At 75.1% G+C, this 22,103-nt stretch carries 19 protein-coding genes and 1 pseudogene; 7 read left to right on the top strand and 13 right to left on the bottom strand.

The features are described 5' to 3' along the window. Positions 1-351 precede the first annotated feature (351 nt). Genes ACIQTO_RS20385 through ACIQTO_RS20395 form a run of 3 tightly spaced genes read right to left on the bottom strand, consistent with a single transcriptional unit; the run spans position 352 to position 3,970 of the window. On the bottom strand, positions 352-1,323 hold the full coding sequence (locus ACIQTO_RS20385) for a TolB family protein (protein ID WP_402389689.1): 972 nt from the start codon (positions 1,321-1,323) through the stop codon (positions 352-354). After that, positions 1,320-2,681: an MFS transporter gene (locus tag ACIQTO_RS20390; RefSeq protein ID WP_402389756.1), complete on the bottom strand. Its 1,362-nt coding sequence runs from the start codon at positions 2,679-2,681 to the stop codon at positions 1,320-1,322. Before ACIQTO_RS20390 ends, ACIQTO_RS20385 begins: the two co-directional genes overlap by 4 nt. A 2-nt stretch (positions 2,682-2,683) precedes the next feature. Continuing rightward, a complete protein-coding gene (locus ACIQTO_RS20395) occupies positions 2,684-3,970 on the bottom strand; it encodes a discoidin domain-containing protein (RefSeq protein ID WP_402389692.1) in 1,287 nt (428 codons plus the stop codon). 421 nt (positions 3,971-4,391) lie between these two features. Here ACIQTO_RS20395 and ACIQTO_RS20400 point away from each other — a divergent pair, with 421 nt between their 5' ends. After that, positions 4,392-5,246 (top strand): S-methyl-5'-thioadenosine phosphorylase, encoded by an 855-nt coding sequence (locus ACIQTO_RS20400; RefSeq protein WP_402389695.1) that lies wholly within the window; start codon positions 4,392-4,394, stop codon positions 5,244-5,246. Here ACIQTO_RS20400 and ACIQTO_RS20405 read toward each other — a convergent pair. Both ACIQTO_RS20405 and ACIQTO_RS20410 read right to left on the bottom strand, forming a co-directional pair. Beyond that, positions 5,212-5,682, bottom strand: a complete 471-nt coding sequence (locus ACIQTO_RS20405; RefSeq protein WP_402389697.1) for a hypothetical protein — start codon at positions 5,680-5,682, stop codon at positions 5,212-5,214. The genes ACIQTO_RS20400 and ACIQTO_RS20405 overlap by 35 nt on opposite strands. Then, positions 5,679-6,815: a molybdopterin-dependent oxidoreductase gene (locus tag ACIQTO_RS20410; protein ID WP_402389758.1), complete on the bottom strand. Its 1,137-nt coding sequence runs from the start codon at positions 6,813-6,815 to the stop codon at positions 5,679-5,681. The genes ACIQTO_RS20405 and ACIQTO_RS20410 overlap by 4 nt, the downstream gene beginning before the upstream one ends. Positions 6,816-6,989: 174 nt before the next feature. On the opposite strand from ACIQTO_RS20410, the gene ACIQTO_RS20415 reads away from it, so the two are divergent. Next, a complete protein-coding gene (locus ACIQTO_RS20415; RefSeq protein WP_402389699.1) occupies positions 6,990-8,333 on the top strand; it encodes a glycosyltransferase family 87 protein in 1,344 nt (447 codons plus the stop codon). A 300-nt stretch (positions 8,334-8,633) separates the two neighbouring features. Here ACIQTO_RS20415 and ACIQTO_RS20420 read toward each other — a convergent pair whose 3' ends face one another. The 3 genes and pseudogenes from ACIQTO_RS20420 to ACIQTO_RS20430 all read right to left on the bottom strand — a co-directional run. Further along, on the bottom strand, positions 8,634-9,302 hold the full coding sequence (locus ACIQTO_RS20420; protein ID WP_402389702.1) for an SAM-dependent methyltransferase: 669 nt from the start codon (positions 9,300-9,302) through the stop codon (positions 8,634-8,636). Then, entirely contained in the window at positions 9,299-9,949 is a 651-nt protein-coding gene (locus ACIQTO_RS20425) for a DUF2064 domain-containing protein (protein WP_402389760.1), read from the bottom strand. The genes ACIQTO_RS20420 and ACIQTO_RS20425 overlap by 4 nt, the downstream gene beginning before the upstream one ends. Then, positions 9,926-10,648 (bottom strand): annotated as a pseudogene (locus ACIQTO_RS20430) (glycosyltransferase family 2 protein); the annotation flags it as partial. The gene ACIQTO_RS20425 and the pseudogene ACIQTO_RS20430, both read right to left, overlap by 24 nt. Positions 10,649-10,810: 162 nt before the next feature. Here ACIQTO_RS20430 and ACIQTO_RS20435 point away from each other — a divergent pair. Both ACIQTO_RS20435 and ACIQTO_RS20440 read left to right on the top strand, forming a co-directional pair. Continuing rightward, a complete protein-coding gene (locus tag ACIQTO_RS20435) occupies positions 10,811-11,614 on the top strand; it encodes a response regulator transcription factor (RefSeq protein WP_402389705.1) in 804 nt (267 codons plus the stop codon). Further along, entirely contained in the window at positions 11,611-12,762 is a 1,152-nt protein-coding gene (locus ACIQTO_RS20440) for a sensor histidine kinase (RefSeq protein ID WP_402389708.1), read from the top strand. The genes ACIQTO_RS20435 and ACIQTO_RS20440 overlap by 4 nt, the downstream gene beginning before the upstream one ends. Here ACIQTO_RS20440 and ACIQTO_RS20445 read toward each other — a convergent pair whose 3' ends face one another. Then, positions 12,763-13,818 carry an NAD-dependent epimerase/dehydratase family protein gene (locus ACIQTO_RS20445; RefSeq protein WP_402389710.1) on the bottom strand — a complete coding sequence of 352 codons (1,056 nt, stop codon included), beginning with the start codon at positions 13,816-13,818 and terminating at the stop codon, positions 12,763-12,765. A gap of 164 nt (positions 13,819-13,982) precedes the next feature. Between ACIQTO_RS20445 and ACIQTO_RS20450 the strand changes: the two genes are divergently transcribed. Continuing rightward, positions 13,983-14,600, top strand: a complete 618-nt coding sequence (locus tag ACIQTO_RS20450; RefSeq protein WP_402389713.1) for a TOPRIM nucleotidyl transferase/hydrolase domain-containing protein — start codon at positions 13,983-13,985, stop codon at positions 14,598-14,600. A gap of 241 nt (positions 14,601-14,841) precedes the next feature. Further along, on the top strand, positions 14,842-16,062 hold the full coding sequence (locus tag ACIQTO_RS20455) for an NAD(P)/FAD-dependent oxidoreductase (RefSeq protein ID WP_402389716.1): 1,221 nt from the start codon (positions 14,842-14,844) through the stop codon (positions 16,060-16,062). A 79-nt stretch (positions 16,063-16,141) separates the two neighbouring features. Here the strand turns inward: ACIQTO_RS20455 and ACIQTO_RS20460 are convergent, their stop codons facing one another. After that, positions 16,142-16,912 (bottom strand): DUF4230 domain-containing protein, encoded by a 771-nt coding sequence (locus ACIQTO_RS20460; protein ID WP_402389718.1) that lies wholly within the window; start codon positions 16,910-16,912, stop codon positions 16,142-16,144. Between the two features lie 268 nt (positions 16,913-17,180). After that, a complete protein-coding gene (locus tag ACIQTO_RS20465; RefSeq protein WP_402389720.1) occupies positions 17,181-18,017 on the bottom strand; it encodes a hypothetical protein in 837 nt (278 codons plus the stop codon). A 210-nt stretch (positions 18,018-18,227) separates the two neighbouring features. Between ACIQTO_RS20465 and ACIQTO_RS20470 the strand changes: the two genes are divergently transcribed. After that, the gene (locus ACIQTO_RS20470) at positions 18,228-18,710 is read left to right on the top strand and encodes a hypothetical protein (protein ID WP_402389722.1); all 483 of its coding nucleotides are present in this window, start codon (positions 18,228-18,230) and stop codon (positions 18,708-18,710) included. 139 nt (positions 18,711-18,849) lie between these two features. Here ACIQTO_RS20470 and ACIQTO_RS20475 read toward each other — a convergent pair whose 3' ends face one another. Then, entirely contained in the window at positions 18,850-20,295 is a 1,446-nt protein-coding gene (locus ACIQTO_RS20475; RefSeq protein WP_402389725.1) for a SufS family cysteine desulfurase, read from the bottom strand. Then, positions 20,282-21,700, bottom strand: coding sequence for a family 2B encapsulin nanocompartment shell protein (locus tag ACIQTO_RS20480; RefSeq protein WP_402389727.1), 1,419 nt, complete (start codon positions 21,698-21,700; stop codon positions 20,282-20,284). Before ACIQTO_RS20480 ends, ACIQTO_RS20475 begins: the two co-directional genes overlap by 14 nt. Positions 21,701-22,103: the final 403 nt, after the last annotated feature.

The following is a 22,103-nucleotide window of genomic DNA, read 5'->3' on the forward strand; positions in this document are numbered from 1 at the left end:
CGGTCATTTTCGGCCGTGTCCGGTTCTTGCCACCGCGCATTGGCCGGGGACCGGCCCGGTCGGGCCGGGGGTTCGGCCCAGGGGTTCGGGCCCGGCGGGTTTGTGCGGACGATTGCTCCGGGCGTTCCCGCAGGTCGACGGCGGTCCGAATGATCGTCAGGTCCCTTTCGGTACCGCGTGATCCGGCCGGAGAATAGTCGTCGGGTATGCCAATGATCGCTGCTGGGAGATCAGTTGGCGGTCGGCGGGGTCGGCGGGGTCGGCGGGGTCGGCGGGGTCGGCGGGGTCGGCGGCCCGGCAGTGCTCCGGGCCGGCGGTCCGCCACCCGGGCAGGGGCGGCGGACCACCGGATCAGCTCGCCGCCGCCGCTACCGCCACCGGCGAGGAGCCGCCGGGTACCAGCAGCCGGGGCGCCCCGCCGCCGTCCGCCGGGACGGTCCAGATGTCGGTGCCCTTCCCGTCCCGGCCGGGCAGTGCGTAGCCGAGGGTGTCCCCGTCGAGCCAGGCCGCCTGGTCGTCCACGCTGCGCGACTCGGCCAGCGGGTGCTCGCGCAGGCCGGCCAGTTCCAGGACGTGGAGCCGCCAGGGCGCGGCCGGGTCGGCCGAGACCTTCTTCTTGAAGGCGATCCGGGTGCCGTCCGGCGAGAGCGAGGGGCACTCGACGTTCTCCCGCAGGGTCCGGGCCGACCACGCCCGCAGGTCGCCCTCGACGAGGTGGGTCCGGCCGCCGGTCGAGACGGTGGCGTAGAAGCGGTTGTCGTCGGCGGCGAAGGTGACGCCCCAGTAGTTGACGTCGGCGGCGTGGTGGCGGGTGTCGCCGATGGTCAGCGGGATCGACTCGATCGACTTGACCAGGTAGCCGGTGCGCAGGTCCAGGATGGACGTCCGGGTGGAGAAGCCGCTGACCGCGTACGAATCCCCCACCGCGAAGGTGGTCCAGGAGAGCAGCTGTCCGGAGGCCGACACCCGGGCCCGGTTCGGGATGCCGGGCACCGTCACCGTCTGGAGCTCGGTGAACCGCCGGTCGTACACCACCGCCTGGGTGCGGGCCGGGACGCCGGGCAGCACCCGCAGGCACAGGGCGCGGTCCCCGGCGGCGTAGAACCGGGCGCAGGACGGTCCGTCCGGCGCTCCCTGGTCGCGGGCGACCCGCCCGGTGGCGGTGTCCCGGTAGTAGATCCCGGACTCGTCGAGGGTGAACGAGCTCTCCGCCGCGACGAGCCGGTGCCCGCCGCCGCGCTGTCCGGCGTGCAGCACGTACCCGAGCGAACCGCCCAGCAGCACCAGGACGGCGATGACCAGGATCGTCCAACGCGCCTTCACGAGACCTCCCGTCCCGGCAGGATCCGCCATGCGGCGGCGAGTGCGGCGGCCAGCGTGACCGCGGCCACCGTCAGGGCCGGACGCGGCCCCCACCACGTCCAGGCCGCGCCGAACCCGGCCGCTCCGACCAGCCGGGCCAGCGCCTGGCCGGTCTGCAGCACCGCGAGCCCGCCCGCCCGCCCGTCCGGCGGCAGCACCGGCCCGGCGAGCGCCATCAGTACGCCGTCCGTGGCGGCGTAGAAGACCCCCAGGAGTACCAGGGTGAGTACGGCCGTCGCCCAACTCGGTGCGGTCGTCAGGGTGAGGTAGGCGGCGAGCAGGGCGCCGTGTCCGCAGAGGAACGGCGTGCGCCGCCCGGTCCGGTCCGCGAGCCGGCCCACGGGTACGGCCAGCAGCAGGTAGCAGGCCGCCGCGCCGAGCGGCAGCAGCGGGAAGAGTACGGCCGGCAGGTCCAGGCCGCGCTGGAGCAGCAGGTAAAGGAAGGAGTCCCCGATCGTCGCGGCCCCCAGCAGCGCGGCGGCCGTGACCACCCGTCGGAAGACCGGATCGCCGAGTGCCCGGTGCCTCGTCCGGGCCGGCTCCGGGCCGCAGGCCGGCAGCGCGGACGGTCCGGGTGCCGCGCTCGGTCCCGGTACCGCGGTCCGTTTCGGTGCCGAGGTCCGTTTCGGTGTAGCAGTCCGTTTCGGTACCGCGGTCCGTTTCGGTGCCGAGGTCCGTTCGGGCGCTGCCGCCCCGGCCGGGACGAACAGCACCAGCACCAGCACGCCGAGCAGTCCGGTGGCGAAGCTGACCACGAACACCGCGTCGTACGCGTCCGCCGTCGCCCACAGCACCGCGAACGCGACCAGCGGACCGAGCAGCGCCCCCGTGGTGTCCATCGCGCGGTGCACGCCGAACGCCCGGCCGAGCGCCTCCGGCGGTGCGCTGAGCGAGATCAGCGCGTCCCGCGGGGCCGTCCGCAGGCCCTTGCCGAGCCGGTCGGCGGCCAGCGCGGCGGCGATCCCGCCGGCCGCCCCGCCGGCCAGCAGCAGCCCGAGGCGGGAGAGCGCCGAGAGGAGGTAGCCGACCCCGGCGACCGTCCGGTGCCGGCCGCCGCCCCGGTCGGCGAGCCGGCCGCCGAGCAGCCGGACCAGCGCTGTGGCGCCGTTGAACAGGCCGTCGAGGAAGCCGAATTGGAGGGGTGAGAGACCGAGCCCCAGGACCAGGTAGAGCGGCAGCACGGCGGTGACCATCTCCGAGGAGACGTCGGTGACCAGGCTGACCGCGCCGAGCGCGATGACCGGGCCGGGGACGCGCCGCCCCGCCCCCGCGGGGCGTGGCGGCGCGTCCGGCCGGCGGCCGGTGGTGGCCAGGTACATCATCAGTGGCAGCTGTACTTCGGGCTGCTGTCCTTGACCTGGCCGTCGGTGCCGACGTAGCTCCAGCCGTACCCGGAGTCGGTGAAGTCCAGCTTCAGCACGCCGTACTCACCGCTGATCCGCTTCTGGCTGTTCGGCTGGACCTGCTCGATCGGGTAGGGCTCGGCACCGCCCATCCCGCCGACGATCTCGACGATCCCGTCCGCGGTGGCCTTCCCGTCCGGGTCCTGCGGGGCGAACCGCTCGTAGTGGTGGTCGTGCCCGTTCAGCACCAGGTCGGCCTTGGCGCCGTAGAGGATCTTCCACACCGGCCGGGAGACCGGGTCGTTGCCGTGCCCGCCCGAGGAGTACAGCGGGTGGTGCCAGTAGGCGGCGACGCACTTCTTCGCGTTGGCCGCCAGGTCGGCCTTCAGCCAGTCGATCTGGGCGCTCTGGTCGAAGGCGTTGGAGTCCAGCGCGACGAAGTGCCAGTTGCCCTCGTCGAAGCTGTACCAGCTCTTCCCCTGCGGGTAGGCGATGGCGCCGAAGTACGACTTGTACCCCACCAGCGACCCGGCCGGGTCGTAGGTCTCGTGGTTGCCCGGCACCGGGTGGGTCTTCGCCTTGAACGCGCCCCAGCTCTTGTCGTAGTAGTCCCGGAAGTCCGACGACCGGGCGTCGTCGTACTGGTTGTCACCCATCGTCAGGTAGAACCGCGGGTCGATCTGCTGGGCGAGCGCGGCGGTCTTCGGGTGCGCGCAGCCGCTGTCCGAGGCGGTGCACTGGGCGGCGATGTCGCCTGCCGCCACCACGGTGAACGCGCCGCCGGGCGGCGGCCCGCCGTCCGGCACGCCGTACACCTCCATCTCGAACAGCGAGTACCCGTACGCCGTCCCGCGGGCCGTCCCGGACAGCCGGACGTAGCGGCCCTTGCCGGCCAGCCCCGTCCAGTCGTCCGTCCCGCCGTTGCCGGCCTTCTCCTCCGCCACCGTCGTCCAGGTCACCCCGTCCGGGGACACCTCCAGCCGGTACGCCTTCGCGTACGCGGCCTCCCAGCTCAGCTTCACCCGCGAGACGCCGGCGGTCCCGCCGAGGTCCACCCGCAGCCACTGCGGGTCCTTCCCCTCCGTGCTCGCCCACCGGGTGGTGGCGTTCCCGTCGAACGCCTTCCCGGCCGCGTAGGAGGACCCCTCCGTGGACGAGGCCGTCGCGGCCTTCCCCTGCGAGATCAGCGGATCGACCGCCGCCCCCGCCCGCTCGGACCAACCGAGCACCAGGCCGCCGAGCAACGCGAGCACAGCGGCGAACACACCGATACGAACAGGCCTTGCCGAGACACCGAGACGCATCCCTGGACTCCCTGACCTAGAGAAACGGTGAGAGCTGGACACCGGCGCGCCCGACGGACGAGCTCACCGGCCAAGCGGTGACCGCACCACCGCGGCGGCCGGGTCAGAGCTCTCGCTGAGCGCGTCACGCCCCTTCGGGTGCGGGCGCCGCGCCAAGCCGCCGGCTGACAGCGTAGTAGAAAGTAAAGTTTCCTATCAATAGGCGTGCAGGGCCGAACTTCCGTCCGGCTCCCGCCCGGTGGGCACCGACGGCCGGGCCGGGGCGGGCCGGAGCGCGCCCGGTGAACACGCCGTTCGCGCATCGTAAGGATGTCCCGTGCGGGCTTCCCGGGTGCGGGCTCCTACAGTGGCGGCACAGTCAGGCGAGAAAGGTGTGTCGGTGATGGTCGATCAGAACGAGCTTCCCCGGGCCGAGGTGGGTGTCATCGGCGGCTCCGGGCTCTACGAGCTGCTGGACGACGTGGTCGAGGTGCGGCTGGAGACACCGTACGGCGAGCCGAGCGACGCGGTGTTCGTGGGGGAGGCGGCCGGCCGCCGGATCGCGTTCCTGCCCCGGCACGGGCGCGGGCACCGGATCCCTCCGCACCGGATCAACTACCGCGCGAACCTGTGGGCGCTGCACAGCCTGGGGGTGCGGCAGGTGGTGGCGCCGTGCGCGGTCGGCGGGCTCCGGCCGGAGTACGGGCCGGGCACGCTGCTCGTCCCCGACCAGTTCGTGGACCGGACCTCGGGGCGGGCGCAGACGTTCTACGACGGTCTGCCGCTGCCGGACGGCACGGTGCCGGAGGTGGTGCACGTGTCGATGGCGGACCCGTACTGCCCGGCGGGGCGGCAGGTGGCGCTGGCGGCCGCCCGGGAGGCCGCCTGGGAGCCGGTCGACGGCGGCACGCTGGTGGTGATCGAGGGCCCGCGCTTCTCCACCCGCGCCGAGTCCCGCTGGTTCACCGCCAACGGCTGGTCGGTGGTCGGTATGACGGGGCACCCGGAGGCCGTCCTCGCCCGCGAACTCGGACTCTGCTACACCTCGCTGGCCCTGGTCACCGATCTCGACGCCGGGGTGGAGACCGGTGCGGGCGTCACGCACGCCGAGGTGCTGGAGGTGTTCGCCGGCAACGTCGACCGACTGCGGACCGTGCTGTTCAAGGCGCTGGAGGCGTTGCCGGTCGTGCGGGAGTGCCCCTGCCCGCACACGCTGGACGGTCTCACGACCGGTCTTCCCGGGGTGCCCGGCGTCTGACGGCCCAGCCCCGGCGCCGTGACGACCCCCGGCGCCGGGCCCGACCCCGGCGCCGCCACCGCCCGGCGAACGCGACCAGCAGCGCGAGCCCGGCGGTGGCGGCCAGCACCAGCAGCCAGTTGCGCAGGTACGGCAGCGGCAGCAGCGACGCGTTGCCGTGGTCGTCGTCGGCGCGCAGCACGGCCGGCAGCCCGACGGCCGTCACGGCCGCCGCGACGACCAGCCAGCCGCGCAGCACCGGCCCGCGGACCAGCAGTGCGCCCAGCAGGCACACCAGCGGTACCCACAGCCCGTCGTGGATCACCAGCCCCCCGACCGCCCAGACCAGGACGGCCGACGGGTCGGTGAGGTAGGGGTCGCCGAGCATCCCGTACAGGCCGTAACCGATCAGGGCGAGGCCGGCCGTCATCAGCAGGGCGCGGATCCCGGTGGTCATCCGATCACCTCGATCCGCTCGACCCACTTGGTCTGCAGGACGCCCGGCCGGTTCGGCGCGATGACCCGGGCGGGGAACCCGTGGTCGGCGGCCAGGACCTGGCCGTCCACCCGCAGCGCGAGCAGGCTGAGCGGATCGTCGACGTACGGCGCGGGCATCTCCATCACCCGGTACGGCCCCTCGGCCTCCAGCGAGGTGACCCGCACGGCCGAGCCCGCCGGGGCGCCGGCCCGGCGCACCAGGTCGCTCACCCGGACCCCGGTCCACCGGGCGGTGGCGCTCCAGCCCTCCACGCACGCGATGGGCAACTCCACCTCGTACTGGGGTAGTTCGCCGAGTTCGGCGAGGGTGAGCCGGTACGGTCGGGGGCCGTCGACCCGCAGCCGCCAGTCGGCGGCCACCGTGACCGTCCCGGCCTGGGCGGCCGTGCGGTTCACCGGCAGGCCCTGGGGACCGAGATCGGGGCGGCGCGGGGCCAGCAGGTCCAGGGACCGCAGCCAGGGCACGGTCTGGCCGGCGGTGACGAGGGTGACGGCGCCGGCCGCGGCGGTGGTGGCCGCGAGGAAGGCGCGGCGCCGGGCCAGGGCCGGGGCGGCCCGGCGCCACCAGTGCGCGGTGATAAGCGGTGCCTTGACGCCGAGGTGGACCAACAGGCCACCGGTCGCCAGCCAGCCCAGCCAGAAGTGGGTCTGCCGGAACGGGAACGGCCACGGGTACCACTGCAGGGTGTTCAGCAGACCGGTGAACAGCTCCAGCAGCAGGGCCGCCACCAGCACGGCGATGCCGAGCCGCTCCAGGGCGTGCAGCACGCTGCGGGCCGGCGGCCACTCGAACAGCCGCGGGTAGACCGCCCACAGCTTCGCGCCGGCCAGCGGGATCGCGGCCAGACCACTGATCACGTGCAGGCCCTGGGTGACCCGGTAGCCGTTCACCGGCCGGGTGGGCAGGTGCCCGGCCGACCAGCCGGGCGGCTCCTGGAGCAGATGGCTGGCCAGACCGGTCAGGAAACAGACCAGCAGGGCCGCCCCCAGCAGGCGTCCGACGACGACCACCGTCCGGGGCTCGTGGAGCGGCGAGGTGAACGCCCCGGCCCGGAACGGACCCCGCCGCAGGAGTGCCGGGGGAGCGGGCAGCGGTGGGTCGTAGCGGCGGCGGGCGGCCTGGGCGCCGGAGTCGGCGGGTTCGGATTCCACCCGCTCATCGAAGCGCCCCGGCGTGCCCCACCGGCGCTACGACGTGCTTACGGAATCCGAACGGCGGCCCCGCCACCGGGCCCGCCCGCCCGCGCCGGTGCGAGGGTGACCGGTGTGACCCCCCGTACCGTGCTGCCCTGCCTGTCCGCCCTCGCCGCTCTCGTCACCGCCCTGGCGCTGACCGTCGCCCGGAGCGGCGCCCTCCCGCTCCCCGCCTGGTACGTCCTCGACACGGCCCTCTTCGCCGTCGCCGTGCTGCTGCTGCGCGAGGTGCCCGAACGGCAGGTCGTGCCGCTGATCCTGGCCGGCGGGGTCGCGGTCGCGGCCGTCGGGCTGCTGGCGCCGCCGCGCACCAGCGACGACGCCTACCGCTACGTGTGGGACGGGCGGGTCCAGGCCGCCGGGATCTCGCCCTACGCGCACACCCCGGACGATCCGGCGCTGGCGCGGCTGCGCGATCCGGGCCTCTTCCCGGTGGGTGACGGGTGCACGGGCTGGGACGAGCGGCGCACCTCGGCGGGGGACTGCACCCGGGTCAACCGGCCCGCCGTGCACACCATCTACCCGCCGGTGGCCCAGCTGTGGTTCCGCGCGCTCCACCCGCTCGGGGGCGGCGTCCGCGGGGTGCAGGCCGGCGGGGCGGTGCTGGCGGTGGCGACCACCGGCCTGCTGCTCGCCGTGGCGCGGGAGAAGCGGCGGGCCGCGCTGTGGGGGTGGTTCCCCGGGGTGACGGTCTGGGCGGTCAACGACGCGCACGTGGACACCCTCGGCGCCCTGCTGACGGTCGCCGGGCTCGGCTGCGCGGTCCGGGGGCGAGCGGTCCGCGGCGGACTCCTGCTGGGAGGCGCGGTCGCGACCAAGCTGTTGCCGGTCCTCGCCCTGACCGGCGCGCTGTCCGGTCCGTCGCTCCGCCGGCCGACCCGCGCCGACCTGCTGCTCGTCGGTTCCGCCGCGGGCGCCTTCGCCCTCGCCTACCTCCCGTACGTGGTGGCCTCGGGCACCTCGGTCCTGGGCTACCTGCCGGGCTACCTCAAGGAGGAGGGCTACGAGCAGGGGCACCTCGACCGGTTCGGCCTGCTGCGCCTGGTGCTTCCGGACCGCCTCGCGCCCTGGGGGGCGGCGCTGGTCCTCGGAGCCGTGGTGCTCCGGGTGCTGCGCCGGGGCGACCGGCACCGGCCGTGGGCCGGCGCGCTGCTGGTGACGGGCTCGGCGCTGCTGCTGGTGGCGCCGGCCTACCCCTGGTACGGGCTGCTGCTGGTCGCGCTGGTGGCGCTGGACGGTCGCTGGGAGTGGCTGGCCGTCCCGGCGGCCGGGCAGGCGCTCTACCTGACGGGAGGCCAGGGCGCGCAGCAGCTCGCCTACGGGGCGGCGCTGTGCGTCGTGGTGCTGGTCCCGTTGCTGCGGCAGCGCCGCGCCGGACGGGTGGCCGTGGCGGTGACGGGGGGTGGCGAGGGGTGACGGAAGTCCGACGGGCCGGCGCCGCCCCTGGCCGCCCCGTCCCCCGGCCGGTCGAATCGGCGGAGAGAGCGAGTAGAGCGGACAGAGCGAACAGGCGGGCAGCGCGAAGAGGGCCGGGGAACGCCGGTCGGCCGACGGGTGGTGCTGGGGGACGTTCGGGCTCGGCGTGGCCCGGCCCGGCCCGGCCCGCCATGGCGGGACGCGGACCGGAGCGGTCGGCCGGCGCCGGGCCGAGCGGGAGCGCCCGCCGTGGCCGGACCGGAGTCCGGTGGCGGAGTGGCTCCCGTGGCGCGGAGCCCGTCAGCGGGTGCCGGCCGCCCGCCCGAAGGCGAGGAAGTGGCGGCCGTGGGAGGACCAGCGCTCCGTCTCGACCAGCCCGGCGCGGCCGGCCCGACGGGCGGTGGCGGCCGCACCGCAGCGCGCCCAGGCGAACGGCGGCCCGAGCCGCCCGTCCGGTCCCTCGACCCGGACGGTGCTCCGCTCGTCGATCTCCCGGGGCTCCACCTCGACCAGCAGCACGCCTCCCGGCGCCAGGAGTTCGGCGCTCCGGTCGAGCAGGAGCCCCGGATCGCCGCCGATCCCGAGGTTGCCGTCGGCGAGGAGCGCGCCACCCCACCGGCCCTCGGCGGGCAGCCGGTCGAACACCGACCGGCACAGGGCGGGCCCGCCCAGGCTCCGGGTCCGGGCCACCGCCGCCCGGGTGATGTCGACGCCGAGTGCCGGTACGCCCAGGCCCAGCAGAGCGGCGACGAGCCGGCCGGGACCGCAGCCGAGGTCCACCACCGGCGCGGTCAGCCGGGTGCAGCGCAGCAGCAGGCCGTGATCGGCCCCGGCGGCGGGTGCGCACCAGCGTTCGATGTCGAGCGGGATGCGTCGGCCGTCCTCGCGGCGCAGCCACAGCGGCCCTCGCCCGGCGCGGACGGCCTCGGCGAACGGGTCGTCCACCCAGGGCGTGGCGGCGACGCTCACCCCGTCATCTCCGGGGCGACCTCGATCGAGCGCAGCCGGGCCGCGAACCTGCTGCCCGGGGCCTCGGCGGCCACCTGACGCGCGTCGCGGAAGGTGTCCACGTCGGTCAGTACCGGGAGGCGGCGGACCGTCAGCCCTTCCGCGCCCAGCCGGTCGAGCAGGGCCTGCCCGGTCCCGGGGGTGGACATCGGCAGGCCCAGGAGCAGTCGGCCGGCCAGGCGCCGGGTGGGCCTGGCCAGCCCGAGGGCCCAGAACCCGCCGTCGCCGGCCGGGCCGAACCAGGCGTCGACGCCCGGGCGGTGGGCGGGCGCCAGGGGCTCCGCCAGGAGGGCCGCGTCCACCTGCGGCGTGTCCATCCCGACCAGCAGCGCGGGCGCCTCCGGCGCGATCCCGGCGGCGTGCGCGAACGCGGCCGCGAGCCGTTCGTCCAGACCGCCGCCCGACTGCGGCACGACCTGCCAACCGGACGGCAGCCAGGGGCCGACGGCGCCGTCCAGGACGAGCACCCGCCGGCCGGCCGGCACCAGGTCGAGGGTGGTGAGGGTGTCCGCGAGGGCGGCCTCGGCCAGCGCCGCCGCCTGCCCGGGCGTGCAGGGCGGGGTGAGGCGGGTCTTCACCCGCCCCGGGACGGGTGACTTGGCGATCACCAGCAGGGTCGGCGGCGGCGCGGCCAGCACGGCCCGCATGTCCCGGACGGCCTGCCGGGTGCCGCGCAGGGTGCCGGTGACCTTGGAGCGACCGGTGCGCGGCAGGTAGTCGACGGAGGTCTCGGTGATCCGCATCCCGGCGGCCGACGCGGCGAGCACCATCTCCAGGGGGTAGCCGGAGCGGCGATCGCCCAGGCCCAGCGCCAGCAGTCGCTCACGACGGGCGGCGCGCATCGGCCCGAGATCGTGCAGCGGCGCCCCCGTTCTCGCCCGCAGCCGGCGCGCCAGGACGGCATTGGCCAGCCGGGCGTGCGGCGGCCACGCTCCGGTGGCCGAGGGGCGGCGCCGGCCGAGCACCAGATCCGCCGAGCCCGCGGCCACCGGTGCGGTGACGCGCGGCAACTGGGCGGGGTCGAGTGAGCCGTCACAGTCCATGAAGCAGACCAGTTCGGCGGTGGCGGCGAGCAGCCCGGCATGGCACGCGGCGCCGAACCCGCGCCGCGGCTCCTCGACGACCGTCGCGCCCAGCGAGCAGGCCAGCTCGGCGGAGCCGTCGCGGGAACCGTTGTCGACGACGATCGCCCGCCAGCCCGGGGGGACGCGCCCCAGGACCCAGGGCAGGGCCTCGGCCTCGTCGAGGCAGGGCAGGATCACGTCGGCGGACGGCCGCGGGGGGAGGGGAGGGATCACGCCGGCCACGCTAGCGGCGGGCGGCCCCGTGGCGACCGAACCGCGCCCTTACGGAAGTCCTACGGCGTATCGCGGGCGGCGCGCCCCTCTCGCCGGGCCGCGATCTTACGGAACTCGAACGTGCGCCCCGGCGGTCCCCCGACCCCGGCCGCGGCTCGTATCCTCGGCGAGGTGAACGAGAGCCCCGCTTCCGCCGGACCGCCGGACCCCGCCCGCATCCTGGTGGTCGACGACGACCTGACCGTGGGCGAGGTCGTCGCCGGCTACCTCACCCGGGCCGGGCACCGGGTCGACCGGGCCTGTGACGGTGACCAGGGCCTCGACCTGGCCCGCGCCCACCGCCCCGACCTGCTGGTCCTGGACCTCATGCTGCCCGGGATCGACGGTCTGGAGGTCCTGCGCAGACTGCGCGCCACCGCGGACGGCGCGGACCTGCCCGTGGTCATGCTCACCGCCAAGGGCGACGAGGCCGACCGCGTCCTCGGCCTGGAGCTGGGTGCCGACGACTACGTCACCAAGCCGTTCAGCCCGCGGGAACTCGTCCTGCGCGTCCAGTCCGTGCTGCGCCGCTCCCGCGCCGCCGCTCCGGCGGTCCCGCAGACCGTGCCGCTGGCCTCGGGGGACATCACGCTCGACCCGCAGGCCCGCCGGGCCCACCGCGGAGGGCGTGAACTCATGCTCACACTACGGGAGTTCGACCTGCTCGCGTTTCTCCTCCGGCACCCCCGGACGGTCTTCGCCCGGCAGGAGCTGATGCAGCGGGTCTGGGGGTGGGACTTCGGCGACCTGTCCACCGTCACCGTCCACGTCCGCCGGCTGCGGGAGAAGATCGAGGACGACCCCGCCGCACCGACCCTGATCACCACGGTCTGGGGCGTCGGCTACCGCTACGACCCGGTCGCGGACGAGAAGGACCGCCCTGTGGTGGACGGGAAGGACGACCCGGCGGCGGACGGGAAGGGCGGCCCGGCATGAAGGACCTGCTGCTGATCGCCCTGTTCGCCGGGCTCGGCGCCACCGGCGCCGGCCTGCTCGGCTGGCTGGCCGTGCGACTGCTGCGCCGCCGCTCGATGGCGCTCTCGCTCTTCTGCGTCGCCGTCGTCACCGTTCTCGCGGTCACCTCCGGGACGTTCGCCGTGGCCCAGGCGATGTTCCTGTCCGGCCACGACCTGGGTGTGGTGATCACCGTGCTCGGCATGGCCTCCGTGGTCTCGCTGCTCACGGCCGCGCTGCTCGGGCGCCAGGTGGTGGCCGGCAGCCGGGCGCTGACCGCGGCCGCCCGGACCGTCGGGAGCGATACGGGCTTCACCGCGCCGGATCGTCCGCTCGGGCTCGAACTGGCCCAGCTCAGCGAGGAACTCGCCGCCACCAGCGCCCGGCTCGCCGAGTCCCGGGCCCGGACGCGGGCACTGGACGCCTCGCGGCGCGAGCTGATCGCCTGGATCTCCCACGACCTGCGCACCCCGCTGGCCGGGCTGCGGGCGATGGCCGAGGCCCTGGAGGACGGGGTGGCCGACCGGCCGGAGCAGTACCTGAGGCGGATCCGCGCCGAGGTCGAGCGCCTCACCGGGATGGTCGACGACCTCTTCGAACTCTCCCGGATCCAGGCCGGTGCGCTGTCCCTCTCGCTGTCCCGGGTCTCCGTCTACGACCTGGTCGACGACGCGCTGGCCGGTGCCCACCCACTGGCCCGGCAGCGCGGCGTCCGCCTGGAGGGCGGTCAGGTCGCCGCCGAGCCGGTCGAGGTGGACAGCCGGGAGATCACCCGGGTGCTCGGCAACCTGCTGGTCAACGCGATCCGCTCGACACCCGAGGACGGCGTCGTCGCGGTCTCCGCCCGTCGTGAGGTGGACGAGGTGGTGCTCTCGGTCACCGACGGCTGCGGGGGCATCCCGGAGCAGGACCTCGCGCGGGTGTTCGAGACCGGCTGGCGCGGCAGCGCCGCCCGCACACCCCGGCGCGATCCCGGCGAGGGCGGCGACAGCGGGGCCGGGGACAGCGGGGCCGGGCTCGGCCTGGCCATCGTCCGGGGCATCGTCGAGGCGCACGCCGGCCGCGCCCGGGTGCACAACGTCACCGGGGGCTGCTGCTTCGAGATCGCGCTCCCGGCGGCGCGCGGGTAGTCAGACCCGCAGCGGCGCGGCGGCGAACTCGGCCATCCCCGCACGGAACGGCACCCGCGCCCGCCAGCCCAGTTCGGCGCGGAGCCGGGAGGAGTCGGCGGTGATGTGCCGGACGTCCCCGAGCCGGTACTGTCCGGTCACCACCGGCGCCGGCCCGCCGAAGGCGTCGGCCAGTGCCCGGGCCATCTCGCCGACCGTGCGGACCTCGCCGCTGCCGACGTTGTACGCCCGGGCGGTGCCCGGCGGCCGGCCGCCGACATCCGCCAGGGCGGCGAGGTTCGCCGCCGCGACATCGTCGACATGGACGAAGTCCCGGCGCTGGCCGCCGTCCTCGAACACCCGGGGAGCCTCGCCGCGGGCGAGCGCGGAACGGAACAGCGACGCGACCCCGGCGTACGGGGTGTCACGGGGCATGCCCGGGCCGTAGACGTTGTGGTAGCGCAGCGCCAGGACGGACCCGCCGCAGGCACGGGCCCAGGCGGCGGCCAGGTGCTCCTGGGCGAGCTTGGTCGCGGCGTACACGTTGCGGGGGTCGCCCGGCGCGTCCTCCGCGACCGTTCCGGGCCGCAACGCGGCGCCGCACACCGGGCAGGGCGGTTCGAACCGGCCGGCGTCGAGGTCCTCGGGGCGGCGCGGTCCGGGCGCCACGGCGCCGTGCGCCGGACAGACGTACCGGCCCTCCCCGTAGACCACCATCGACCCGGCCAGCACCAGCTTCCGCACCCCGCCGCGCGCCATCGCCGACAGCAGGACGGCCGTGCCGAGGTCGTTGCAGCCGACGTACGCGGGCGCGTCGTCGAGGTCGAGGCCGAGACCGACCATCGCCGCCTGGTGGCAGACCGCGTCCACGTCCGCCAGGGCCCGCTCCACCGTCGTCGCGTCCCGGACGTCGCCGTGCCGGAACTCGACGCCGGCCGGCAGCTCGGGCACCGCGCCCGTGGGGTGGACCGCCGGGAGCAGCGCGTCCAGGACCCGGACCCGGTGGCCGGCCGCGACCACCGCCCGCACGACGGCCGAACCGATGAACCCGGCACCGCCGGTGACAAGAATCCTCATGACCGGCGACGCTACCGGCCGACGACGGCGCGGAAGGCGAGGACGGACGTCGCGTCATGCTTCGGTAAGGGACGGGCTCCGCCGGGTGCGACCCGCCACGGCCGGTCGGGGCCGTTGCCGGAAAACCCGGTGCCCGATCGCCCGCGCGGGAGCAGAATCGCCCTGTGGCGGACATGCGAGCGTTTCGGGAGGCGGTCATCGGCCGGGCGGCGGGCGGCCCCGACGAGCCGGCCGTGGAGTTGGCCCTGCGGCTGGGCGTGCGGACGGCGGTCCTGCTGGAAGGGCCGAGCGACCTGGAGGCCGTCGAGACGCTGGCCGCGCGCCACGGCCGGGACCTGTCCGCCGAGGGGGTGTGCGTCGTCCCCATGGGGGGAGCCATGAACGTCGGCCGCTACGCGGGACTCCTCGGGCCGCCCGGGCTGGGCCTGCGCCTGGTCGGCCTGTGCGACGAGGGCGAGCAGGGCTTCTACGACCGGGGCCTCCGGCGGGCCGGCGCGCCGAGCGACGGGTTCTTCGTGTGCGCGGCGGACTTGGAGGACGAACTCATCCGCGCGCTGGGCGTGGCGCGGGTCGAGGAGATCGTCGGCGCCGAGGGCGACCTCCCGGCCTGGCGGACCTTCGTCCGCCAACCCGCCCACCGGGGCGAGGCACCGCAGCGGCAGCTGCGGCGCTTCCTCGGGACGAAGAAGGGCCGCAAGATCCGCTACGGCCACCTCCTGGCGGAGGCCGTCGACTTCGCACGCGTCCCCGCCCCGCTCGCCGGTCTGCTCGCGAGCCTGTGACCAGGCGCCGGCCGCGCACTGACCAGGCGCCGGCCGCGCGCTGACCGGGCTGACGCCGGGTCAGCGCTCCTCGCCGACCGGCACGGCCACGGGCAAGGCGGTGGCGCGGGACCGCGCACGCATCCGTCGGCGGCCGCCGAGCGCGTCGCGCCCGCGGGCCGGTGGAGGCGGACGACACTGGCAACCCTGTGCGGCAACCCTGGGCGCGAGGAGTGGAGGACCGGTGGGAGCGAGCGGGGCAGTGGACGTCATCGTCGTCGGTGCGGGGCCGGCCGGTCTGGCCTGTGCGCTCGACGCGGCCTCGGCCGGGCTGCGGGTCCTGGTCCTGGAGTCCTCGGACGGGGTCGGCGGCAGGATGCGGACCGACGTGGTCGAGGGGTTCCGCCTGGACCGCGGCTTCCAGGTGTTCAACACCTCGTACCCGCAGGTGCGGCGGCGCGTCCGGTTGCGCGAGCTGCGGCTTCGGCCGTTCACGCCCGGCTTCGTCCTGGCGGGATCGCGCGGCCGCTACCGGTTCGCCGACCCGACCCGTCGGCCCGATCTGGCGGGGGACCTGCGGCCGGGCCGGCTCGCGCCACTGCCGGACACCGTCGCGCTCGGCCTGCTCGGCGCCCGTGACCTGCTGCTGCCCGCCGCGCTGCTGCGCCGGGGCCGGGACGTGCCGACCGCGCGGGCGCTGCGGGCCGGCGGCATCTCGGACCGGACGGTCGACGCGGTGCTGCGGCCGTTTCTCGCGGGTGTCTTCCTGGAGGACGCGCTGGAGACCTCCAGCCGGGTGTTCCACCTCTACTGGCGCAGCATGCTGCGCGGCACGCTCTGCCTCCCCTCGGCCGGGATCGGAGCGGTGCCCGAGCAGTTGGCCGCCGGCCTGCCGCCGGGGGCGCTGCGGCTCGACGCCCCGGTCGCGGCGCTCACCGACGACGGGGTGGTGCTCCAGGACGGCACCGGGGTGGCGGGGCGGGCCGTGGTGGTCGCCACCGGCCCGCACGAGGCGGCCGGACTGCTCCCGGGGCTGGCGGTCGGGCCCGTCCGCGCGGTGACCACCTTCTACCACGCGGCCTCCCGCAGCCCGCTGGGCGAACCGACACTCGTGGTCGACTCCGACCGCCGGGTGCTGAACTCCGTGGTGCTGACCGAGGTGGTGCCGGGCCTCTCGCCCGACGGGCGGGCGCTGGTGTCGACCTCCGTCCTCGGTACGGACGCGGCGGAGAGCGCGGTCCGGGCGAGGCTGGCCGAGCTCTACGGCGTCGACACGGCGCACTGGCAGCCGGTGGCTGAGTACCGGATCCCGGTCGCCCTTCCCGCCATGCCGGCGCCGCATCCGCTGACCCGGTCCTCGCGGGTCGCGCCGGGCCGGTACGTCTGTGGGGACCACCGCGCGACGGGGTCGGTCCAGGGCGCGCTCGCGTCCGGCGCGCGGGCCGCCCGGGAGGTGCTGGCCGACCTGGCGGCCGGGGCCTGACCGTCGCCGGGGGTCGACCGGTGCCGGGGTGCCCGGGCGCGTGGCCGTGGGTGCCCCGGTCCGGCCGCTGCTGGTCGGGTCACGCCGCCGTGGTGACGGTCACGGTGGTGAAGCCGGCGGAGCGCAGCAGCCCCTCCAGCATCGAGCGGGTGCTCTGCTCGGCGCGTCGGGTGAGCTCGGTGTCCTTGGCGGCCTGCTCGATCTTCTGGGTCGCGAGCACCTCGACCTGCTGTTGGTTGCCCGGGTTGCCGCTGAAGAAGTCGCCGATCCGGTCGAAGAACCCGCGCTGCTGGAGGTAGACGTACGAGCGCCGGACATCCAGGGCGGCCGGGTCGAGCCGGGCGTGCGGGACGACGACGGTGGCGGTGCCGCGGTCCTCCGAGACGGTCACCGCGCCCTTGTCGAGGGCGCCGAGGTCGACGGACGCGTCCACCGTGCCGGCCGCCACGTACAGGGTGCGGTTGCCGAGCAGCGCGGACGGCAGGAAGGCGGCCTCGTGGTCGAGGTCGACGACGATCTGGAAGGTGCCCTGGGCGCCCGTGAACCGCTTCATGTCCTGGATGGAGCGCAGCAGGACGGGCTGGCTGCGGTCCACCGTGCGGCGTTCCAGGGGGTTCGGGATCGAGGGGAACAGGCCCAGGTGCGCCCCGGCGAGGAACACCGCGAGAATCGCGGCCAGGGTCACCGGCAGGCCGATGTACCAGGGCGTGCGTCGGCGGGCGGGGCGCCGGGCAGGGTGCTGACCCTGGTCCGAAGTGTCGGTGGCGTCGGGGGAGTCGGTGGCGCCGGGGGAGTCCGGAGTGTCGGTGGTGTCGGTGGTGGACCGCCGGCCGCGCTTGAGGAGTGCCATCTGCTGCACCGTGCTCTCTCTCGGGGAGTGGGCCGGGCAACCGGTCGGCCGGTCCGGCCGCCGCGGCGAACGGTCCGGCCGCCCGGCCGCCGATATCCGGCGGCTACCCCGAGACGGCCGGGTCACGCCGGTCCGGATCAGTGGGAAGGCTGTCAACTGTGCCGATCAACGGTCGAGTTGACGTACCGAGGCAGCGTGGCGGACCCCGAGCGGGGCGGCCGGGAGCGCGCGGACCGTGAGCGCCCCCGGCCGCCGGTGGCGGCCGGTGCTAGCCGGCGCTCCGGGCCCGCCGGCCGACGAGACCGGTCAGCGAGGAGACCGTCGTGCGCGGCGGCTGCCGCAGGTCGCGGTCCGGACGCAGGACGGTGCGGAACGCGGCCCAGGCGAGTGCGCCGAGGGCGAAGCCGTAGGCGGAGACCAGTCCGTGGCCGTTCTCCTGGGCGAACCACATCGCCAGCCCGAGCACCGGTACCCCGAGCGCGAGCAGTCGGTTCGTGCGGACGGCCTTGGCGCGCGCGTCCGCGTCCTCGGTGCCGGGGGCGCCGGTCCGGTCGGAGCGCTGGTCGGCCCCGCCGCGCAGCAGCAGCGCCGCGGCCAGCGTCGCGCCCAGGAAGTAGGTGGCACCCGAGCTGCCGGCGAAGTTGCGGGGGTCGGTGCTGTGGGAGGTCTGGCCCCACAGCTTGTCGATCTGCTCCGGCAGCAGGATGCCGGCGGCGAACAGACCGAGGGTCAGCGGCGCTCCCCAGAACCAGTCGGCGAAGGCCGCGACGGCGGCGAGGGTGGCGATGTTCCAGGCCGCCCCGCCGAAGCCGCCGTTCTGCAGGAAGACCGAGGTGACCACGCGCCACCAGCCGGACTTCGCCGGATCGGCGTCGAGTGCCCCCATCGCCCCCGACCAGCAGAGCTGGAGGGCGACTCCGGCGAGCGCGATCCCGGTCAGGCCGACGGCCGCCCAGGGGATCCGCCGCCCGCCCAGGGTGCTCCGGCCGACCAGGGCCAGACCGCCGTTGAACATCAGTACCATCAGTGCCGCCGTGGTCACGTTGAACAGCAGGATGTCCATCGTCACCACCCCCCTTGAGTCGTGCGTGATTTTGATGATCATGACAGTAGCGCGACCGGGGCCGTCGTCAAAGCGTGTGTTCGACCGTGTACGGGGCCCGTCGGCCCACCCGGCGGACATCGTCGTGGGGCCGGCCGCCCACCGGGGCCCCGGGGCCCGTGCGCCCGAACGTTTCTGGCGGTACGTCAGCTACTCCCGCTAGCGTGGCCCCGCAGGTGCGAACGGACATGCGATCAACCGAGGAGGACCACCATGGTGAGCCTGAAGATCCGGGCGGCAGGCCTGGCCGCCGCGGGGCTGGTGGCGGTCGGCACCGTGACGCTGACCGCGGGCACCGCCTCCGCCGCGGGGGGCGGCCCGACCCAGAAGCAGATCGCCAAGTACGCGGCCCTGGGCACCCAGTACGTGATCCTCTGCGACTGGAACAGCCTGGTCCTGTTGGACTGGGGCCGTAACCCCTCCCCCCGGCGCAACCAGCTGCACATCTCCCTCGACAAGTGCACCAAGGAGCTGAAGGAGCTCCACAGCTGGCACGACCAGGCCATGCAACTGGTCGGCCGGCTGCGCGGCGAACTGGAGATGGCCCGTCGTCTGCACGGCCGCAACAGCACCGAGGCCAAGAAGGCGGAGCGGAACCTGGCCGAGGCCGTCAAGAACGCCCAGGAGCTGGAGAAGGACATCGCCGAGCTGCAGAAGGAGATCGGCCGGCTGGAGGACCGGCTCAGCGACCTGTAGCGGAGGGCGCGACCACGCCGGCGCGCGATCCGGCCCGGCAGAGGCCGCTGCCCCGGGACCGACCGGTCCCGGGGCAGCGGGTGGTGCTCCGGCGGGCGGGCGGTGGTGCCCGGTGCCCGCCCGCCGATGACGGTCCGCGCTACCCGGCCGTGGCCGCGATCCCCTGGAGGGCGGCCACCAGGGCGTCGACGTCCTGCACGGTGTTGTAGAGGGCCAGCGAGGCCCGGACCGCGCTCTGCAGGCCGAAGGCGGCGAGCGCCGGCTGCGCGCAGTGGTGCCCGGCGCGCACCGCGATGCCCTGCTGGTCGAGTGCCCCGGCGACGGCGGTCGGGTCGGTGCCGGCGAGCAGGAAGGTCAGCACGCCGATCTTCCCCGGCGCGTCGCCGACCAGGCGCAGCCCGGGGACGGTCGCCAGCGCGCCCATGGCGTACGCGGTGAGCTGCTCCTCGTACCCGGTGGCGGCCGGCCGGTCCAGCCCGGCCAGGTACCGCAGGGCCGCCCGCAGCCCGGCGACCCCGGCGATGTGGCCGGTGCCCGCCTCCAGCCGGTGCGGGACGGGCGCGTACGAGGTCTCCTCGAAACTCACCGAGTCGATCATGTTGCCGCCGCCCTGCCACGGCGGCATCGCCTCCAGCAGTTCGCGCTTGCCGAAGAGCACGCCGATGCCGGTCGGGGCGAAGATCTTGTGCCCCGAGAAGGCGTAGAAGTCGGCGTCCAGCGCGGTGACGTCCACCGGGAAGTGGCTCACCGCCTGCGCGCCGTCCACCAGGACCCGGGCGCCGTACCGGTGCGCCAGGGCGGTCATCTCGGTCACCGGCGGGACCGTCCCCAGCACGTTCGAGGCGTGCGTGAGCGCGACCAGCTTCGTCCGCGAGCCGAGCAGGTCCCGGTAGGCGTCCTGGTCCAGCTGCCCGTCCGGGAGCAGCGGGATCGGCCGGATCCGCGCCCGGCGCTCCTTGGCGATCAACTGCCAGGGCACCAGGTTGGAGTGGTGCTCGGCCGCCGAGACCAGGATCTCGTCGCCCACCCCCAGGTTGGCGCGGCCCCAGGACTGCGCCACCAGGTTGACGGCCTCGGTGGTGCCCCGGACGAAGACGATCTCGCCGGCGTCCTGGGTGCCGAGCAGCCGGGCGGCCTCCTCGCGGCCCTCCTCGTAGACCTGGGTGGCCTGCTTGGCGAGGGTGTGCGCGCCGCGGTGGACGTTGGAGGTGCCCGTCGCGTAGTGCTCGGCGACGGCCTCGACCACCTGGCGCGGCTTGAGCGTGGTGGCGCCGTTGTCCAGCCAGACCAGCGGGCGGCCGTTCACCTCCCGGTGCAGCTGCGGGAAGTCCCGCCGGACGGCCTCGACGTCGAACCCGGCCGGCGCGGCGGCCGGCGGGGCGGCGAGCGGGGCGGTGGGAGCGGCCGGGGCGGCCCGGTCCGGCTGGGGAGGCAGCCAGTAGCGGGGGCCGCCCGCCAGGTGGGCCAGCGCCTCGGGCACCGGTACCCGGCCCGGCAGCGGCCCGCCCGGGTACCCGGCACCGGCCTGCGGCCGACCCGCCCCGGCGATCCCGGTGCCGCGCCCGAATCCGTCAGGAGTAGTCATGGTAGTTGGACACCTCGACGTTCTGGAGCACGGCGATGGCGTCGTCCACCAGCGCGGCGGCCGAGAAGTAACTGGTCACCAGGTACGAGGTGATGGCCTGCCGGTCGACGCCCATCGCCCGCACCGACAGGCCCGGCTCCACCTCGTCCGGGACCTTCGACGGGCGCAGGCCCACCACGCCCTGGCGGTCCTCGCCGACCCGCATCAGCAGGATGTTGGTGGTGCCGGGCGCCGAGTTCGGCGAGCCCTTCAGGTCCAGCTTGTCGGAGGGCAGCAGCGGCACGCCGCGCCAGGTCAGGAACGGGCTGCCGAAGAGTTCCACGATCTGCGGCGGCACCCCGCGCCGGGTGCACTCACGCCCGAACGCGGCGATCGCCCTCGGGTGGGCGAGGAAGAACGCCGGCTGCTTCCACACCCGGGAGAGCAGCTCGTCCATGTCGTCCGGGGTCGGCGCGCCCCTGCGGGGGCGCACCCGCTGGCTCGGCACGACGTTGTTGAGCAGCCCGTACTCGGGGTGGTTGAGCATCTCCCACTCCTGGCGCTCGCGGAGCGCCTCGGTGGTCAGCCGCAGCTGCGCCTGGACCTGGTCGATCGAGGAGTTGTAGACGTCCGAGACCCGGGTGTGCACCTTGAGGACGGTCTGCGCGATGCTCAGCTCGTACTCGCGGGGGCCCTCCTCGTAGTCCACGAAGGTCTCCGGCAGGTACGGCTCGCCGGAGTGGCCCGAGGTGAGGTCGATCGGGTGCTCGCGGTCGGCGGGCTGCCGGCCGTCGGTCTGGAAGGCGTCCAGCTGGGCCCGCAACGACGGTTCGCGGTCGGCGAGTTCGACCAGCGTCCGGCGGTCGAGGGAGAGCACGGTACACGAGCTGACCGCAGTGACCCGGTAGGGCATCGGGGCGCCGCCGGCCCACGCGGTCGCGTCGAAGTAGTCGCCGTCGCCGAGGACGGCGACCAGGGCGTCCGCGCCGTACTCCCCGGTGGCGCGCTTCTCGGCGCGTCCGGAGGCGATGATGTGCAGCTGGTCGGTGGGAGCCCCGGCGTCGACGATCGGCTCGCCGGGGGCGACCTCGCGCTCGACGAAGCCGTTGGCGAGGGCGGTGAGCAGCGGGCTGTCCACCTGGCTGAGGAAGGGCAGTTCGCGGAGGTCCTCGGCGACCACCCGGGAGGTGTTGTCGCCGTCGACGTAGGTGCTGATCTGCCCGTCGCCGAGGATGAACCCCCGGCGGCGGTTGACCCGGTAGACCCCGGCCTCCAGGTCCACCCAGGGCAGGGAACGCAGCAGGTAGCGGGGGGTGATCCCGAGCATCTGCGGCGCGGTCTTGGTGGTGGTGGCGAGGTTCCTGGCGGCGGAGGTGCTGAGACTCTGCCGGCTCGGCTGACCCTGCTGAACGGTCTCGGTCGTCATCGCTGGTCCCTGTTCTGGTCGGAAGAACTGAGTGAGCGTCAAATCCACTGCGGGAGACGGAGATCGGCTCTCTCCGACCCGCCGTGAAGATTGTTGCGGCCGTTCGGCGGTGCCGTGTGCGTGTTCGAATGAGGGCGATTGGTTCCGATGCAGACCATCGGGGGGTCGACTTCGCCAAACTCACTCGAACGGATGAATCTATCCATAAGCCGGTGTGAGATGTTCGAAAGTCGAACTTGGGAAGCGGCCGAGTTCGGGGGCGGTGCGGGCCGGTGGGCGGCACCGAGGATGGGGGCCGGCTTCGCCCCCGGCGCCCCCGCAGCCCCTGCGGCCCCGCGGCGTCCGGGGCGAGTCCGGAGCCCGCTCGGGCCGGCCGGAGCGGGCCGGCGCGGTGCCGCGGAGT

The sequence above is a fragment of the Kitasatospora sp. NPDC091207 genome, assembly GCF_044768625.1.
In the GTDB taxonomy this organism is placed as follows: domain Bacteria; phylum Actinomycetota; class Actinomycetes; order Streptomycetales; family Streptomycetaceae; genus Kitasatospora.